The organism is Knoellia sp. p5-6-4 (assembly GCF_029222705.1).
In the GTDB taxonomy this organism is placed as follows: domain Bacteria; phylum Actinomycetota; class Actinomycetes; order Actinomycetales; family Dermatophilaceae; genus Pedococcus_A.
In genome coordinates, this window is record NZ_JARGZF010000002.1 from 200,115 (window position 1) to 214,858 (window position 14,744).

The 14,744-nt window shown below is 71.4% G+C and carries 13 protein-coding genes and 1 tRNA gene; 4 read left to right on the top strand and 10 right to left on the bottom strand.

All coding sequences use genetic code 11. From position 1 onward, the window contains the following. Window positions 1–56: 56 nt before the first annotated feature. Together P2F65_RS12390 and P2F65_RS12395 are read left to right on the top strand one after the other, a co-directional pair. Entirely contained in the window at window positions 57–458 is a 402-nt protein-coding gene (locus P2F65_RS12390; RefSeq protein ID WP_275810629.1) for a hotdog fold thioesterase, read from the top strand. A 100-nt stretch (window positions 459–558) separates the two neighbouring features. Further along, window positions 559–921: a VOC family protein gene (locus P2F65_RS12395; RefSeq protein ID WP_275807992.1), complete on the top strand. Its 363-nt coding sequence runs from the start codon at window positions 559–561 to the stop codon at window positions 919–921. A 1-nt stretch (window position 922) separates the two neighbouring features. Here the strand turns inward: P2F65_RS12395 and P2F65_RS12400 are convergent, their stop codons facing one another. Continuing rightward, entirely contained in the window at window positions 923–1,504 is a 582-nt protein-coding gene (locus tag P2F65_RS12400) for a GNAT family N-acetyltransferase (protein ID WP_275807995.1), read from the bottom strand. Window positions 1,505–1,673: 169 nt separating this feature from the next. Between P2F65_RS12400 and P2F65_RS12405 the strand changes: the two genes are divergently transcribed. After that, window positions 1,674–2,459, top strand: a complete 786-nt coding sequence (locus P2F65_RS12405) for a DUF554 domain-containing protein (protein WP_275807998.1) — start codon at window positions 1,674–1,676, stop codon at window positions 2,457–2,459. 441 nt (window positions 2,460–2,900) lie between these two features. Here the strand turns inward: P2F65_RS12405 and P2F65_RS12410 are convergent, their stop codons facing one another. Continuing rightward, window positions 2,901–3,539, bottom strand: coding sequence for a response regulator (locus tag P2F65_RS12410; RefSeq protein WP_275808001.1), 639 nt, complete (start codon window positions 3,537–3,539; stop codon window positions 2,901–2,903). A gap of 112 nt (window positions 3,540–3,651) precedes the next feature. Here P2F65_RS12410 and P2F65_RS12415 point away from each other — a divergent pair, with 112 nt between their 5' ends. Next, the gene (locus P2F65_RS12415; protein ID WP_275808004.1) at window positions 3,652–3,894 is read left to right on the top strand and encodes a hypothetical protein; all 243 of its coding nucleotides are present in this window, start codon (window positions 3,652–3,654) and stop codon (window positions 3,892–3,894) included. A gap of 18 nt (window positions 3,895–3,912) precedes the next feature. Here the strand turns inward: P2F65_RS12415 and P2F65_RS12420 are convergent. From P2F65_RS12420 to trpA, 8 genes are all read right to left on the bottom strand, one after another. Beyond that, window positions 3,913–3,998 (bottom strand) — tRNA-Leu (locus tag P2F65_RS12420). A gap of 88 nt (window positions 3,999–4,086) precedes the next feature. Next, window positions 4,087–5,559, bottom strand: a complete 1,473-nt coding sequence (gene pyk, locus P2F65_RS12425) for a pyruvate kinase (RefSeq protein ID WP_275808008.1) — start codon at window positions 5,557–5,559, stop codon at window positions 4,087–4,089. 95 nt (window positions 5,560–5,654) lie between these two features. Beyond that, on the bottom strand, window positions 5,655–7,112 hold the full coding sequence (locus tag P2F65_RS12430; RefSeq protein ID WP_275808011.1) for a glutamate synthase subunit beta: 1,458 nt from the start codon (window positions 7,110–7,112) through the stop codon (window positions 5,655–5,657). Beyond that, the gene (gene gltB / locus P2F65_RS12435) at window positions 7,105–11,649 is read right to left on the bottom strand and encodes a glutamate synthase large subunit (RefSeq protein WP_275808014.1); all 4,545 of its coding nucleotides are present in this window, start codon (window positions 11,647–11,649) and stop codon (window positions 7,105–7,107) included. Before gltB ends, P2F65_RS12430 begins: the two co-directional genes overlap by 8 nt. Before the next feature lie 139 nt (window positions 11,650–11,788). After that, window positions 11,789–12,649, bottom strand: a complete 861-nt coding sequence (gene lgt / locus P2F65_RS12440; RefSeq protein WP_275808017.1) for a prolipoprotein diacylglyceryl transferase — start codon at window positions 12,647–12,649, stop codon at window positions 11,789–11,791. Next, on the bottom strand, window positions 12,646–13,419 hold the full coding sequence (locus tag P2F65_RS12445; protein ID WP_275808020.1) for a thioredoxin domain-containing protein: 774 nt from the start codon (window positions 13,417–13,419) through the stop codon (window positions 12,646–12,648). The genes lgt and P2F65_RS12445 overlap by 4 nt, the downstream gene beginning before the upstream one ends. Next, window positions 13,416–13,925: a MauE/DoxX family redox-associated membrane protein gene (locus P2F65_RS12450; protein ID WP_275808022.1), complete on the bottom strand. Its 510-nt coding sequence runs from the start codon at window positions 13,923–13,925 to the stop codon at window positions 13,416–13,418. Before P2F65_RS12450 ends, P2F65_RS12445 begins: the two co-directional genes overlap by 4 nt. Then, complete coding sequence (trpA, locus tag P2F65_RS12455; protein WP_275810632.1) at window positions 13,922–14,743, bottom strand: tryptophan synthase subunit alpha; 822 nt, start codon at window positions 14,741–14,743, stop codon at window positions 13,922–13,924. Before trpA ends, P2F65_RS12450 begins: the two co-directional genes overlap by 4 nt. Window position 14,744: the final 1 nt, after the last annotated feature.

Here is a 14,744-nt window from a genome sequence, read left to right on the forward strand (position 1 = left end):
CGACCGGAGGAGGAGACGCCATGAGCGCCGGCCCCCAGAGGAACCACGACGCCTTCATGCACGCCGTGATGGAGATGAACCCCCACTCCCTGATGAAGCGGATGCACATCGAGGTGCTCGAGGCGAGTCCCGAGCGGCTCGTGGGCCGGATGCCGGTCGAGGGCAACACCCAGCCCTACGGCCTGCTGCACGGCGGCGCCTCGGTCGTGCTCGCCGAGACCCTCGGCTCCCTGGGGTCGGCGATTCACGCCGGCCCGGAGCGCGTCGCGGTGGGCCTGGACATCAACGCCACCCACCACCGCGCCGTGCGCACCGGGTTCGTCACCGCAACGGCGACTGCGATCAGCCTCGGCAACACCCTGGCCTGCTACGAGGTGGTCGTCACCGACGAGAGCGACCGCCGGGTCTGCACCTGCCGCATCACCTGCCTCATCCGCGACACCGCGCCCGCCAGCTAGTCGTCCTCGGTCACGGCAGGTCTTGACCCGGGGGCACCAGCGGGTCAGGGTCGTGGGGAGCGCGGGCACACCACCGGCCCGCCGACGCAGGGAGGGACCCATGGCTCACGGCGACATCACGCACATCGACATCCCGGTCAGCGACCTCGACCGGGCCGCGTCGTTCTACTCGGGGCTCTTCGGCTGGCAGATCGCCGAGTTCCCCGGCTTCGAGGGCTACCCCATGTGGCAGGCCCCCAACAAGGTCTCGGGCGGCGGCCTGGCCCCCCGCTCCGAGGACTTCACCCAGCCACGCTCCTACGTCGAGGTCGACTCGATCGACGAGGTGCTCGCCAAGGCTGTCGACAGCGGCGCCACCGTCGTCATGGACAAGCAGCCGATCAGCGAGACCAGCTGGTGGGCGATCTTCCAGGACCCCGACGGCAACAACGTGGGCCTCTACGAGGGCACCACCGCGACCTGACTCAGCCAGCCAGCCGGCTCGCCCCGGCGCTCGCGCGGGCCCGCAGCGAGCGGCGCTTGTGCAGGATCTGGTCGAGGCTGATGCGCGGCTCGTCCGCGCCGAGCCGGCGGCGCAGCGCGCTGGTGCTGGTGACCCGGCGCACGACCTGGGAGCTGAACCCGAGGCGGGCGAAGAAGCGGTTGGCGTCACGCTGCTGGCTGGGCACGTTGCAGCCGATCTGCTCGCAGCCCTGCTTCTCGGCATACGCCGTCACCGCGGCGAGCAGGTGGCGGGCGACGCCGTGCCGGCGGGCCTTGGGTGCCACGTAGAGCTGGTCGATGGCCACGCTCGGCGAGTCGGTGAGCCCCGAGAACGGGCTGTGGGTGGCGACGACGAACCCGACCGGCAGGCCGCCCTCGCCGAGGGCGACGAACGCGCGCACGTCCTCGCGCTGCAGTGCGGACCGGACCTTGCCCTCGGAGGCGGCCCGGGCCGCGACCTCGGGGCTGACGCCGCTCTCGACCCGCGAGGACATCCACAGCTCGGTGAACGACCGCTCCAGGTCGTCGGACACCCGCTTGACGCAGACTCCCGGCCGGCTCACAGGCACTCCTCCATCGTCGTGGCACACCATGCAGTTCTTCCTGCGGCGCCCCCCGGCGCTCGCCGGAGCCTCCCGGGGAGACGTCCGGGGGGAGACTCTATGCCCACCCTGCCGTCGTGGTGAAGGGGTTCCGGAGGAACCGGTCGAATCGCTGCATAGGGTGTGCCCCGTGACACTCGACTTCCCCGGGCTCGGGACCGTCATCAACGTGGCCACGGTGGTCGTGGGCTCCCTGCTCGGCATGGCGGTCGGCCACCGCCTGCCCAGCCACACGCGATCCGTGGTCACCGACGTCCTGGGCCTGACCACGCTCCTCATGGCGGGGCTGTCGGCCGTCAGCGTGGGCGACGCTTCGCTCCGGGAGGCGGTCGGCGCCGGCGCCCCCGTGCTCATCGTGCTGGGCTCGCTGCTCATCGGCGGCATCAGCGGCTCGCTCCTGCGCATCGAGGAGCGGCTGGAGAGCCTGGCCGGCGTCGTGCAGTACCGCCTGGCCAGGCGGCCCGCGCTCGTCGGGGCGGCCGAGGCCGGGGTGGACCACGCCGCGCGCGAGCGGTTCATCGAGGGCTGGATGAGCGCCTCGCTGCTGTTCTGCGTCGGGCCCCTGACCATCCTCGGCTCGCTCTCCGACGGCCTCGGCCGCGGGATCGAGCAGCTCACCCTCAAGGCGGTGCTCGACGGCTTCGCCGCGATGGCCTTCGCCTCCTCGTTCGGCGTCGGCGTGCTGTTCTCGGCCGTCTCGGTGGCAGTGGTCCAGGGTCTGCTCACCCTGCTCGGTGTGCTGCTGGGCTCGCTGCTGCCCGACGCGCACATCGCCGCCCTGACCGCGACCGGCGGCCTGTTGCTGGTGGGCATCAGCTTCCGGCTGCTCAACATCAAGCAGGTGCCGGTCGGCGACATCCTGCCGGCGCTCGTGGTGGCGCCCCTGCTGACCCAGCTGGTCGTCGCCCTCCGCTGACCCCGCAGCCGCATCGCCCACAGCCGCGGCGGCGGCGCCACGGTGTCCACAGGTCGAGGCGCGCCCTCCTGGTGTGCACCGACCAGCCCCACCCTCGGCGGGTGCTCTTCGACCTTGCCCCGAGTCCCCGGCGACGCCGGCCCACCCCCGCGCCCGGTTACGCCGAGCGCCTGTATGCCGTACGTGGGAGTCCATGTTGCGCCTGGCGGTGCACGACGTGGGTCTGCGGCCGCCGGCGCCACAGCTCGAGGTGCGTGACGCGGCTGGGCGGGTCCTGGCCCGGCTCGCGTCTCCCAGGTCGACGCCGCCGGCTACCGCACCCCCGAGCGCGTGCTCACGGCGGTTGCGGCGGCTCCGCGCTCACGCCGAGCTGGGGCTCGGTAACGCCACACACCGAGCCCCGCTGTGGCAGAGGTCCGTCTCGGCGAAAGAAGGTCGGGGCTACTTCATCCCCGAGATGACGGCGTCGGCGACCTCTTTCATGCCCAGTCGGCGGTCCATGGCCGTCTTCTGGATCCAGCGGAACGCGTCGGCCTCGGAGATCTTGAGCTTCTTCATGAGGATGCCCTTGGCGCGGTCGACCTGCTTGCGGGTCTCGAGCCGCTCGCCCAGGTCGGCGATCTCGCTCTCGAGCGCCTTCATCTCGGTCCACCGCGACCGCGCGATGTCGATGGCGGGAGCGAGGTCGGCTGCCGTGAACGGCTTGACGATGTAGGCCATCACGCCGGCGTCACGGGCCCGCTCGACCAGCTCGGTCTGGCTGAAGGCGGTGAGCATGACGACCGGGCAGATCTTGGCGGCGCCGATCTCCTCGGCCGCGGTGATGCCGTCCATGACCGGCATCTTGACGTCCATGATGACCAGGTCGGGCGTGAGCTCGCGGGCCATCTCGACGGCCTGCTCGCCGTTGCTCGCCTGCCCGACGACCTCGTAGCCGGCCTCCCCGAGCATCTCGGCGAGGTCCATCCGGATCAGGGCCTCGTCCTCGGCCACCAGGATGCGCGTGCCCTTCGGGCCTGGCTGGGACGGGTCGGGCTGGGACGGCTCGGGCTGGGCGGCGTCGGGCTGGTTGTCGCTCACGCGGGGCAGCCTATTGGATGCGCCGGGTGGAGCCATCCGGCGCCCGCAGTGCGGCCGGCGACCCGTCGCACTAGCGTCGAACCACCCAGGGAACGCCCGTAAGGAGAAGTGCATGCGCGTCACCCGCGAGACCATCCTCGACATGATTCGTGCCCGCGCCGACGAGAAGGGCGCGCTCGAGCGGGCGCAGCAGGTGCTGCCCGACTCCTTCGACACCGACGACCACCTCGGCGAGCTGGAGAAGCTCGGCATCAACCCGGCCGACCTCCAGACCGAGGGCGCCGGCTCGTTCGGCCAGGCCGGTCGAGCCGACGACCAGGGCCAGGAGCCGGACGAGGGACCTGCCGCCAGCTGACGGTGGGGCGGTCGCCCCTGGTGCCGAAGGCGGGACTTGAACCCGCACGCCCTTGCGGGCAGAGCATTTTGAGTGCCCCGTGTCTGCCATTCCACCACTTCGGCGAGCAGCCGGCGGCGTCACCGCCCGGGCTGCGGCGGCCAGCATACCCGGCGCCACGGCATACCCCGTCGTGCGGCTCCCGGGGGGACGTCAGGACGCGACGGTCATCTCGTCGTCGTCGATGTCCTCGTAGGCCGGGGCCACCCGGTTGATGGCGTCGCCCATCCGGTGCACGCGCAGGGCGTTGGTCGAGCCGGGGATGCCGGGCGGGGAGCCTGCGACGATGACGACGAGGTCACCCTCCTGGAGGCGCCCCTCCTTCAGCAGCACCTGGTCGACCTCCATGGCGTAGTGGTCGGTGTGCCGCGGCTTGGGACCGAGGTAGGTCTCGATGCCCCACGAGAGCGCGAGCTGCGAGCGGACCGCCGGCTCGGGCGTGAACGCCAGCGTCGGGATCTGGGTGCGCATGCGGGAGAGGCGCTTGGCGGTGTCGCCGGACTGCGTGAACGTGATGAGGTACTTCGCGCCGACGAGGGTGCCGATCTCGACCGCGGCCGCGGCGACCGCGCCGCCGATGGTGCTCGGCCGGGTGCCCAGCGGGCGGATCCGGTCGAGGCCGTGCTCCTCGGTGCTGGCGATGATGCGGGCCATCGTCTGCACCGCCTCGACGGGATACGAGCCGACGCTGGTCTCCCCCGAGAGCATCAGCGCATCGGCGCCGTCGAGCACGGCGTTGGCGGCGTCGGAGGCCTCGGCCCGCGTGGGGCGCGGGGCGTCGATCATCGACTCGAGCACCTGGGTGGCGACGATGACCGGCTTGGCGTTGCGGCGGGAGAGCTCGACGGCCCGCTTCTGCACCAGCGGCACCTCCTCGAGCGGCAGCTCGACGCCGAGGTCGCCGCGGGCCACCATCACGCCGTCGAAGGCGCGGATGATCTCGACGAGGTTCTCGACGGCCTGGGGCTTCTCGATCTTGGCGATGACCGGCAGCCGCACCCCGACCTCGTCCATGATCCGGTGGACGTCCTCGATGTCCTCGGCCGAGCGGACGAAGGACAGGGCGATCATGTCGGCTCGCAGGCCGAGCGCCCAGCGCAGGTCCTCCTTGTCCTTCTCCGACATCGCGGGCACGCTCACGGCGACGCCGGGCAGGTTGATGCCCTTGTTGTTGGAGCAGGTGCCGCCGACGACGACCTTCGTGCGGACGTCGGTGTCGGTCACCTCGACCGCCTCGAGCACGACCTTGCCGTCGTCGATGAGCAGGCGGTCGCCGGCCTTCACGTCACCGGGCAGGCCCTTGTAGGTCGTGCTGACCTCGGTCTCGGAGCCGTCGATGTCGCGGGTCGTGATGGTGAACTCGGCGCCGGGGGCGAGGTCGACCGGCCCCTCGGAGAAGCGCCCGGTGCGGATCTTGGGCCCCTGCAGGTCGACGAGCACGCCGACGGCGCGGCCGCTCTCGTCACTGGCCCTGCGGACCTCCTCGTAGACCTTCTCGTGGTCGGCGTACGAGCCGTGCGAGAGGTTGAGCCGGGCGACGTCCATCCCTGCGGCCACGAGGGCGCGGAGCTTCTCCGGGGAGGAGCAGGCAGGACCGAGAGTGCAGACGATCTTGGCGCGGCGCATGGTCCAAACCCTATCGGTCGGGCCCTCACCAACGTGATGGAGGTCACCTGTCGGGACGGTGTGCGGCCGTGGTATGCCGGGTGGCCGGCGCCCGCTCAGACGACGAGCGGGCGGTCGGTCGGGTTGATGGGCCGCGGCAGCGCCGTGGTGCCCGTCAGGAACCGGTCCACACCCGCGGCGGCCGCCCGGCCCTCGGCGATCGCCCAGACGATCAGCGACTGCCCACGCCCGGCGTCACCGGCGACGAAGACACCCGGGACGGAGGACATGTAGTCGTTGTCGCGCTTGACGTTCGAGCGCTCGTCGAGCTCGACGCCGAGCTGCTCGACCACCCCGGGACCCTCGGGGCCGAGGAAGCCCATGGCGAGCAGCACCAGCTGCGCCGGCAGCTCGCGCTCGCTGCCCTCGACCTCCTGGAAGCGGCCGTCGACCATCTCGACCTGCACGAGGCGGATGCCGCGGACCCGGCCCTGCTCGTCGCCGAGGATCTCCTTGGTGCTCATGGAGTAGAGGCGCTCGCCGCCCTCCTCGTGGGCCGAGGCGACCCGGAAGAGCATGGGGTAGGTGGGCCACGGCTGGCCCCCAGCACGCTCCTCCCCCGGACGCGGCATGATCTCCAGGCTCGTCACGGACTTCGCTCCCTGGCGGATCGACGTGCCCAGGCAGTCGGCTCCGGTGTCGCCACCGCCGATGATGATGACGTCCTTGCCCTCGGCGGTGACCTGGCCCTCGACCGTCTCGCCGAGCGCCACGCGGTTGGCGGGCGGCAGGAAGTCCATGGCCTGCATGACGCCGTCGAGCTCGCGGCCGGGCACCGGAAGGTCGCGCGGCACCGTCGAGCCGATGGCCAGCACCACGGCGTCGTAGCGGTCGCGCAGCTGCTTGCCGGTGATGTCCTCGCCGACCGCGACGCCGTTGCGGAACCGGGTTCCCTCGGCCTCCATCTGGGCCAGGCGCCGGTCGAGGACAGACTTCTCCATCTTGAACTCGGGGATGCCGTAGCGGAGCAGACCGCCCGGACGATCGGCCCGCTCGTAGACGGCCACGGTGTGCCCGGCGCGGGTCAGCTGCTGGGCTGCGGCGAGACCGGCGGGACCGGACCCCACGACGGCCACGGTCTTGCCGGAGAGGCGCTCGGGAGCCTGCGGCTTGACGTAGCCGGCGTCGAAGGCCTCCTCGATCACGGTGACCTCGACCTGCTTGATCGTCACCGCGGGCTGGTTGATGCCGAGCACGCAGGCGGTCTCGCAGGGCGCCGGGCAGAGCCGTCCGGTGAACTCCGGGAAGTTGTTCGTGGCGTGCAGCCGCTCGATCGCCTCGCGCCAGTCGCCCTTCCAGGCGAGGTCGTTCCACTCGGGGATGAGGTTCCCCAGCGGGCAGCCGCTGTGGCAGAACGGGATTCCGCAGTCCATGCAGCGGCCGGCCTGGCGCTGCAGGGTGCCGAGCTTCTGCTCCTCGTACACCTCTTTCCAGTCCCGGATGCGGACGGGGACGGGACGACGGGTCGGGAGCTCCCGCTCGCGCGTCCTGAGAAAGCCCTGGGGGTCAGCCACGAGATGCCTCCATGATCCGCTCCCACACGTCGGAGCCGTTGACGTCGAGGCCCTCGGCCTCGGCTGCCGCGCGCACGTCGAGCACGCGCTGGTAGTCGCGCGGCAGGACCAGGGTGAAGCGCTGCCGCGCGGCCCCCCAGTCCTCGAGCAGCCGCGCCGCAACGGACGACTCTGTCCACCGCTGGTGCGCACCGAGCAGCTCACGGACGACGGTCTCGTCGTCAGGCCGCAGCGGCGAGAGGTCCACGAGCTCGGGGTTGACCCGGTCGTGGTCGAGGTCGAGCACGTAGGCGACGCCGCCCGACATGCCCGCGGCGAAGTTGCGCCCGGTCGGGCCGAGCACGAGCACGGTGCCGCCGGTCATGTACTCGCAGCCGTGGTCCCCCACGCCCTCGACGACCGCGGTGGCGCCCGAGTTGCGCACGCAGAACCGCTCGCCGACCTGCCCACGGAGGAAGATCTCGCCGGACGTCGCGCCGTAGCCGATGACGTTGCCGGCGATGACGTTCTGCTCGGCCTGCAACGGGGCGGCCCGGTCGGGGCGCACCACGACCCGGCCGCCGGAGAGGCCCTTGCCGACGTAGTCGTTGGCGTCACCGAGCAGCCGCAGGGTCACGCCGCGGGGCAGGAACGCCCCCAGGGACTGGCCCGCCGATCCGGTGAGGGTGAGGTCGATCGTGTTGTCGGGCAGGCCGTCCGGGTGGTTCTTGGTCACCTCGTGACCGAGCAGCGTCCCGACCGTCCGGTTCACGTTGCGCACCTGGGCCTCGCCGGTGACCGGCGTGCCCTCGGTGATGGCCTCCCGGGCGAGGTCGATCAGGCTGTGGTCGAGCGCCTTCTCGAGCCCGTGGTCCTGGCCGGTGGTGTTGCGCCGTGCTGCGCCGTCCGGGCTCTGGACGTCGGCGAAGATGGGCGACAGGTCGAGGCCCGAGGCCTTCCAGTGGTCGATCGCCTTGCCGGCGTCGAGCGCCGACACCTGGCCGACCGCCTCCTCGACCGAGCGGAAGCCGAGCGCGGCCAGGTGCTCGCGCACCTCCTCGGCGATGTACTCGAAGAAGGTCTCGACGAACTCGGGCTTGCCCGAGAAGCGTGCCCGCAGCTCGGGGTTCTGCGTGGCGATGCCGACGGGGCAGGTGTCGAGGTGGCAGACGCGCATCATGATGCAGCCGCTGACCACCAGTGGCGCGGTGGCGAAGCCGAACTCCTCGGCGCCGAGCAGCGCTGCGACGACCACGTCGCGGCCGGTCTTGATCTGCCCGTCGACCTGCACGACGATCCGGTCGCGCAGGTTGTTGAGCACCAAGGTCTGCTGCGTCTCGGCGAGGCCGATCTCCCACGGGCCGCCGGCGTGCTTGAGGGACGTGAGCGGCGAGGCGCCGGTGCCGCCGTCGTGACCCGAGATGAGCACGACGTCGGCATGCGCCTTGGACACGCCTGCGGCCACCGTGCCGACGCCCACCTCCGAGACGAGCTTGACGTGGATCCGCGCCTCGGGGTTGGCGTTCTTGAGGTCGTGGATCAGCTGCGCGAGGTCCTCGATCGAGTAGATGTCGTGGTGCGGCGGCGGGCTGATGAGGCCGACGCCCGGCGTGGAGTGCCGGGTCTTGGCCACCCACGGGTAGACCTTGTGGCCGGGCAGCTGGCCGCCCTCGCCGGGCTTGGCGCCCTGTGCCATCTTGATCTGGATGTCGCCGGCCTTGGTGAGGTACAGCGACGTGACGCCGAAGCGGCCGGAGGCGACCTGCTTGATCGTCGAGCGCCGCTCGTCGTCCATGAGCCGCTCGACGTCCTCGCCGCCCTCGCCGGTGTTGGACCGGCCGCCGAGGCGGTTCATGGCGATGGCGAGGGTCTCGTGCGCCTCCTGGCTGATGGACCCGTAGCTCATCGCGCCGGTGTTGAAGCGCTTGACGATCTCGCTGGCAGGCTCGACCTCCTCGAGGGGCACCGGCGGACGCGGGTTCGCGCCACCGAGCTCGAACAGTCCGCGCAGCGTCATCAGCCGCTCCGACTGCTCGTCGACCCGCTGGGTGTACTGCTTGAAGATGTCGTAGCGCCGGGACCGGGTCGAGTGCTGCAGCCGGAAGACCGTGTCTGGGTCGAACAGGTGGGGCTCGCCCTCACGCCGCCACTGGTACTCGCCGCCCACCTCGAGCTTGCGGTGCGGCAGGCGCACGCCGTCCGGTGGGTATGCCGCGGCGTGCCGGGCCGCGGTCTCCGCGGCGATGACGTCGAGCCCCACGCCGCCGAGCTGGGAGACGGTGCCGGTGAAGTAACGGTCCACCAGCTCCTGGGACAGGCCCAGCGCCTCGAAGACCTGGGCTCCACGGTAGGACGCCACCGTGGAGATGCCCATCTTCGACATCACCTTGAGCACGCCCTTGCCGAGCGCCTTGATGAGGTTCTTGACGGCCTGCTCGGGGGTCACGTCGGGAATGGAACCCGCGCGCACGAGGTCCTCGACCGACTCCATCGCCAGGTAGGGGTTGACCGCGGCGGCGCCGTAGCCCACGAGGAGCGCCACGTGGTGGACCTCGCGGACGTCACCGGCCTCCACGAGGAGCCCGACCTGGGTGCGGGTCTTCTCGCGGATGAGGTGGTGGTGCACCGCGGAGGTGAGCAGGAGTGACGGGATCGGCGCGTAGTCGCGTCCGGAGTCGCGGTCGGACAGCACGATGAACCGCGAGCCCTTGGCGATGGCCTCGGAGACCTCGGCGAAGATCTCCTCGAGCCGGGCCTGCATGGCCGCCGCGCCGCCGGAGACGTCGTAGAGCCCGCGGACGACGTGCGTGGCGTAGCCGGGCAGGTCGCCGTCGGCGTTGATGTGGACGATCTTGGCGAGCTCGTCGTTGTCGATCACCGGGAACGGCAGGACGACCTGGCGTGCGTGCGCCGGCGTGGCGCTGAGGGCGTTGCCCTCGGGGCCGATCGTCGTGCCCAGCGAGGTGACGAGCTCCTCGCGGATGGCGTCGAGCGGCGGGTTGGTGACCTGCGCGAAGAGCTGGGTGAAGTAGTCGAACACCAGCCGGGGACGCTGGGACAGCACCGCGATGGGCGTGTCGGTGCCCATCGAGCCGAGGGCCTCTCCCCCGGTCCTGGCCATGGGCGTGAGCAGGACGCGCAGCTCCTCCTGCGTGTAGCCGAAGGTCTGCTGGCGCCGCGCCACCGAGGCCGCCGTGTGCACGATGTGCTCACGCTCGGGCAGGTCGTCGAGGTGCATGAGGCCGGCGTGCAGCCACTCCTCGTAGGGGTGCTGGGCGGCCAGGCCGGCCTTCACCTCGTCGTCGGGCACGATACGTCCGTGCTCGGTGTCGACGAGGAACATCCGGCCCGGCTGGAGGCGGCCCTTGCGCACGATTCGTGACGGGTCGAGCTCGAGCACGCCGGCCTCGGAGGCCAGCACGACGAGGCCGTCGTCCGTGACCGAGTACCGGGCGGGCCGCAGGCCGTTGCGGTCGAGCACGGCACCGATCAGCGAGCCGTCGGTGAAGCACACGGCGGCGGGGCCGTCCCACGGCTCCATGAAGGTCGAGTGGAACTCGTAGAACGCCCGGCGGGCCGGGTCCATCTCGGCGTGGTTCTCCCAAGCCTCCGGGATCATCATGAGCACCGCGTGCGGCAGCGAGCGCCCGCCGAGGTGCAGCAGCTCGAGCACCTCGTCGAAGGAGGCCGAGTCCGACGCGTCCGGGGCGCAGATCGGGAAGAGTCGCTCGAGGTCGCCGGGGATCAGGTCGGAGGCGAGCTGGCTCTCGCGGGCCCGCATCCAGTTGCGGTTGCCCTTGACGGTGTTGATCTCGCCGTTGTGGGCGATCATCCGGTAGGGGTGCGCGAGCGGCCAGGACGGGAAGGTGTTGGTCGAGAAGCGCGAGTGCACGAGGGCCAACTGGGTGGCGAAGCGCCGGTCCGACAGGTCGGGGAAGAACGGCTCGAGCTGCCCGGTGGTGAGCATGCCCTTGTAGACCAACGTCCGCGACGAGAGCGAGGGGAAGTAGACCTCGACCTCGCGCTCGGCGCGCTTGCGCAGGCAGTAGGCGAGGCGGTCCAGGCCGACGCCGACGAGGCGACCGGAGGAGGCCGCGACGAAGAGCTGACGGAAGAACGGCATGCAGTCGCGCGCCACCTGCCCGACGATCTCGGTGTCGACGGGCACGTCGCGCCACCCCAGGACACGCAGCCCCTCCTCGGCGGCGAGGGCCTCGATCGCCGCGGTCACCTCGGCACGCTCGGCCTCGCCGACCGGCAGGAAGGCGGTGCCCACGGCATACGCGCCGGCCACCGGCAGGTCGAAGTCGACCACCTCGCGGAGGAAGGCGTCCGGCACCTGGGTGAGGATCCCGGCACCGTCGCCGACCAGCGGGTCGGCCCCGGTCGCGCCGCGGTGCTCGAGGTTGCGCAGCGCCGTCAGCGCGTGGTCGACGATGTCGTGTCCTGCGCTGCCGCGCATCGTGGCCACCATGGCCACACCGCACGCATCGTGCTCGAACTCGCGGCGGTACAGCCCGGTGTTGGCGGGCTGGGCGGAGAAGCGCGCAGAGGACACTCAGGTCACCGTCCTTGGGGGTACAGAGGCGGGCGTGCCTGCAGAGCATGCACACGGGACTGCGCGTGGACGGCGTTGGCCACGGCTTGCCCGAGACCATAGCCGAGCCCGCCGGAAGCGTCCTAGTATGTGAACGTCTTTATCCCGGATTCTGAGACGCTTCCACGGGCTCCCGCTCGGCCCCCGCCCGCTTCCCGAAGAGCCAGAAAAGGGTGAGGCCCAGGACGAAGACCAGCACCGAGGTCCACACGTTGACGCGCAGGCCGAGGATCTCGTTGGCCTTGTCGCTGCGCATGAACTCGAACACGATGCGCCCGACGGGGTACCCCGCCACGTACAGGGCGAACACCTGGCCGCGTCGCAGTGCGAAGCGTCGGTCGGCCAGCACCAGCGCCAGGGCCAGGAGCAGGCACCAGAGGGACTCGTAGAGGAACGTGGGGTGGTAGGCGCCGAGGACGACAGCCTTCCCGCTGGCGTCGCGCACGGCCTCCCCCGCGCCCTGGTCCCACTGGTGGATCGTGAGCGCCCACGGCACGTCCGTCTCGCGTCCGTAGAGCTCGTTGTTGAACCAGTTGCCCCATCGGCCGAGCGCCTGGGCCACCGCGACGCCGGGCGCCGCGCTGTCGGCGAAGTCGAGGAAGCGCACCCCGTTGCGCCGGCACCCGATCCACGCCCCCAGCGCCCCGAGGGCGATGGCCCCCCAGATGCCGAGCCCGCCCTCCCAGATGAACAGCGCCCGCACCGGGTCCCCGCCCTCACCGAAGTAGGGCTGGGGGGTGGTGATGACGTGGTAGAGGCGGCCCCCGACGATGCCGAACGGCACCGCCCAGGCGGAGATGTCCAGTGCCTGCTCGGCGCTCCCACCCCGGTCGGCGAGCCGGCGCCCCGTGATCCAGACGGCCACGACGATGCCCGCGAGGATGCACAGGGCATAGGCACGCAGCGTCAGCGGGCCGATCTGCCACGCGGCGTCGACCGGGCTCGGGATGGCCGTCGTCACTGGGAGGCGGCCTTCACCCGGTCGGCGAACGACTGCGGGGTCAGGCCCCTGAGCTCGAGGGCCTCACCGTCCAGCTTCAGGGTCGGCGTCCCGTTGACGCCGTCCTTGGCCGACTGGGTCTGCACCGACTCGACGTACTGGTTGTGCTCGCGGGCGACGTAGCACTTCTGCCAGGTCTCGAGGCCGGCACCGGTGATGCCGGAGGCCTCGGCCACCTGCCGCAGCTGCTCGTCGGTGTAGCCGTCGCCCTCCTGGGCGGGCTGGATGGCGTACACGCCGCGGTAGTAGGGGAAGAAGGCCTTCTGGTCGGCGGCGCAGAACGCGGCATTGGCGGCGCGGTTGGACGAGTCGTTGCCCAGGTTCTGGTCGAGGAACGAGAGCACGTGCACCACGAGCTTGACCTGGTTGTCCTGGGCCATCTCGTCGAGCTGGCCGCCGAAGGAGTCCTCGAACGACTTGCAGGCGGGGCACTGGAAGTCGGCCCACAGGTCGAGCGTCGGCACGTCGGCCGGCGCGGACGGGTTGACCACGAGGCCGGCCCCCATCGCCGCGGCGCCAGCCGGGATCGAGCTCCCGCCGGCGGCGAGGTCGGACTTCTTGCTCTGGTCGGCGATGATCACGCCGGCGACGACGGCCGCGATGGCGAGGACGGCGACAACGGTGGCCACGACGATCCTGTTGGCGCCGCCGCGGCTCTTGGGCGTGGCTGCCTCGATCTTGGCGAGGCGGTCCGCGGGCTTGGTTGCCATCTGCTGGTTGCCTTTCGTCACGTGAACAGGGTGCGTTCGAGGCTGTATGCCGTGCGCGGCCGGATCACGAGCCACGCAGCGCACAGGACAAGCCCGACATCCCGGAGTATTTCCTCCAGGTAGCGGGTCTGGGAGGGGTCGATGGTCCCGCCCTCGCCGAAGCAGCCACAGTCGATGTTCAGGCCGCGCGCCCAAGCCGACGCGATGCCGATGAGGAACGCCACCAGCAGGACGCCGGAAACGGCCGCGCCGGCGCGGGTGAACAGGCCCAGGACGAGCAAGATGCCGAGGACCACCTCGAGGATGGGCAGGCCGTAGCCCACGTAGGTAGCCACGTCGAAGGGCAGGAGCTGGTAGGCCTGCACGGCTCGTGCCGAGACCTCGGGCTTGGTGACCTTCAGCAGCCCCGCGACGAGCATCACGCCACCGAGGGCCAGCCGGGCGAGCAGGCCGATGGCGTCGAGCGTGCGCGGACGGCGCAGCAGGTCCGCCTCCCGCATGGGCGGCTGCTGCGAGAGCAGGCTCATGCGCGGGCGCCCTCTCGGACGCCGGCGGCCAGCTCCCCGACCACCTGACGCAGCCGGGTGATGCCCGCGTCGAGGTCGTCGGCCTCGGTCAGGCACCGGACGAGCGCAGAACCCACGATCACCCCGTCGGCGAACGCGGCGACCTCCGCCGCCTGCTCGCGCGTGGAGACCCCGAGGCCCACGCAGACCGGCTTGTCGGTCACCTTCTTGGTGCGGCCCACGATGACCTCGGCCGCGTCTCCCAGGCTCGCGCGTGCGCCAGTGACACCCATGTGCGAGGCCGCGTAGACGAAGCCCCTGCAGGCTCGGGTGACCGCGGCGAGGCGCTGGTCGGTCGAGCTCGGCGCGACGAGGAAGACCCGGTCGAGACCCGTCGCCTCGGTCGCCTCGATCCACGGGCCGGCCTCGTCGGGGATGAGGTCGGGGGTGATCATCCCCGCCCCGCCGGCCTCCGCGAGGTCGCGGGCGAACGCCATCGGACCGTAGTGCAGGATGAGGTTCCAGTAGGTCATGCCGAGGGGCGGGGCCCCCGCGTCGCGAACGGCGCGGGTGGCCGTGAAGAGGTCGCGGACCCGAGCCCCGCGCTTGAGCGCCTGGTCGGCGGCATACGCGATGACGGGTCCGTCCATGAGCGGGTCGCTGTAGGGCACGCCCACCTCGACGATGTCGACGCCGGCCTCCACCATCGCGACCATCGCGCGGACCGACCCGGGCACGTCGGGGAACCCGACGGGCAGGTAGCCGACCAGTGCTGCGCGGCCCTCCTCCCGGCAGCGCTCGAGCACTCCGCCCACCCCGACGCTGACTGGGCTCACCAGG

Excerpts from the sequence above, each read along its gene's own strand:
- P2F65_RS12390 (WP_275810629.1), top strand. The coding sequence starts at position 57 with ATGCACGCCGTGATGGAGATGAACCCCCACTCCCTGATGAAGCGGATG.
- P2F65_RS12395 (WP_275807992.1), top strand. The coding sequence starts at position 559 with ATGGCTCACGGCGACATCACGCACATCGACATCCCGGTCAGCGACCTC.
- P2F65_RS12415 (WP_275808004.1), top strand. The coding sequence starts at position 3,652 with ATGCGCGTCACCCGCGAGACCATCCTCGACATGATTCGTGCCCGCGCC.
- pyk (WP_275808008.1), bottom strand. The coding sequence starts at position 5,559 with ATGCGCCGCGCCAAGATCGTCTGCACTCTCGGTCCTGCCTGCTCCTCC.
- P2F65_RS12450 (WP_275808022.1), bottom strand. The coding sequence starts at position 13,925 with ATGAGCCTGCTCTCGCAGCAGCCGCCCATGCGGGAGGCGGACCTGCTG.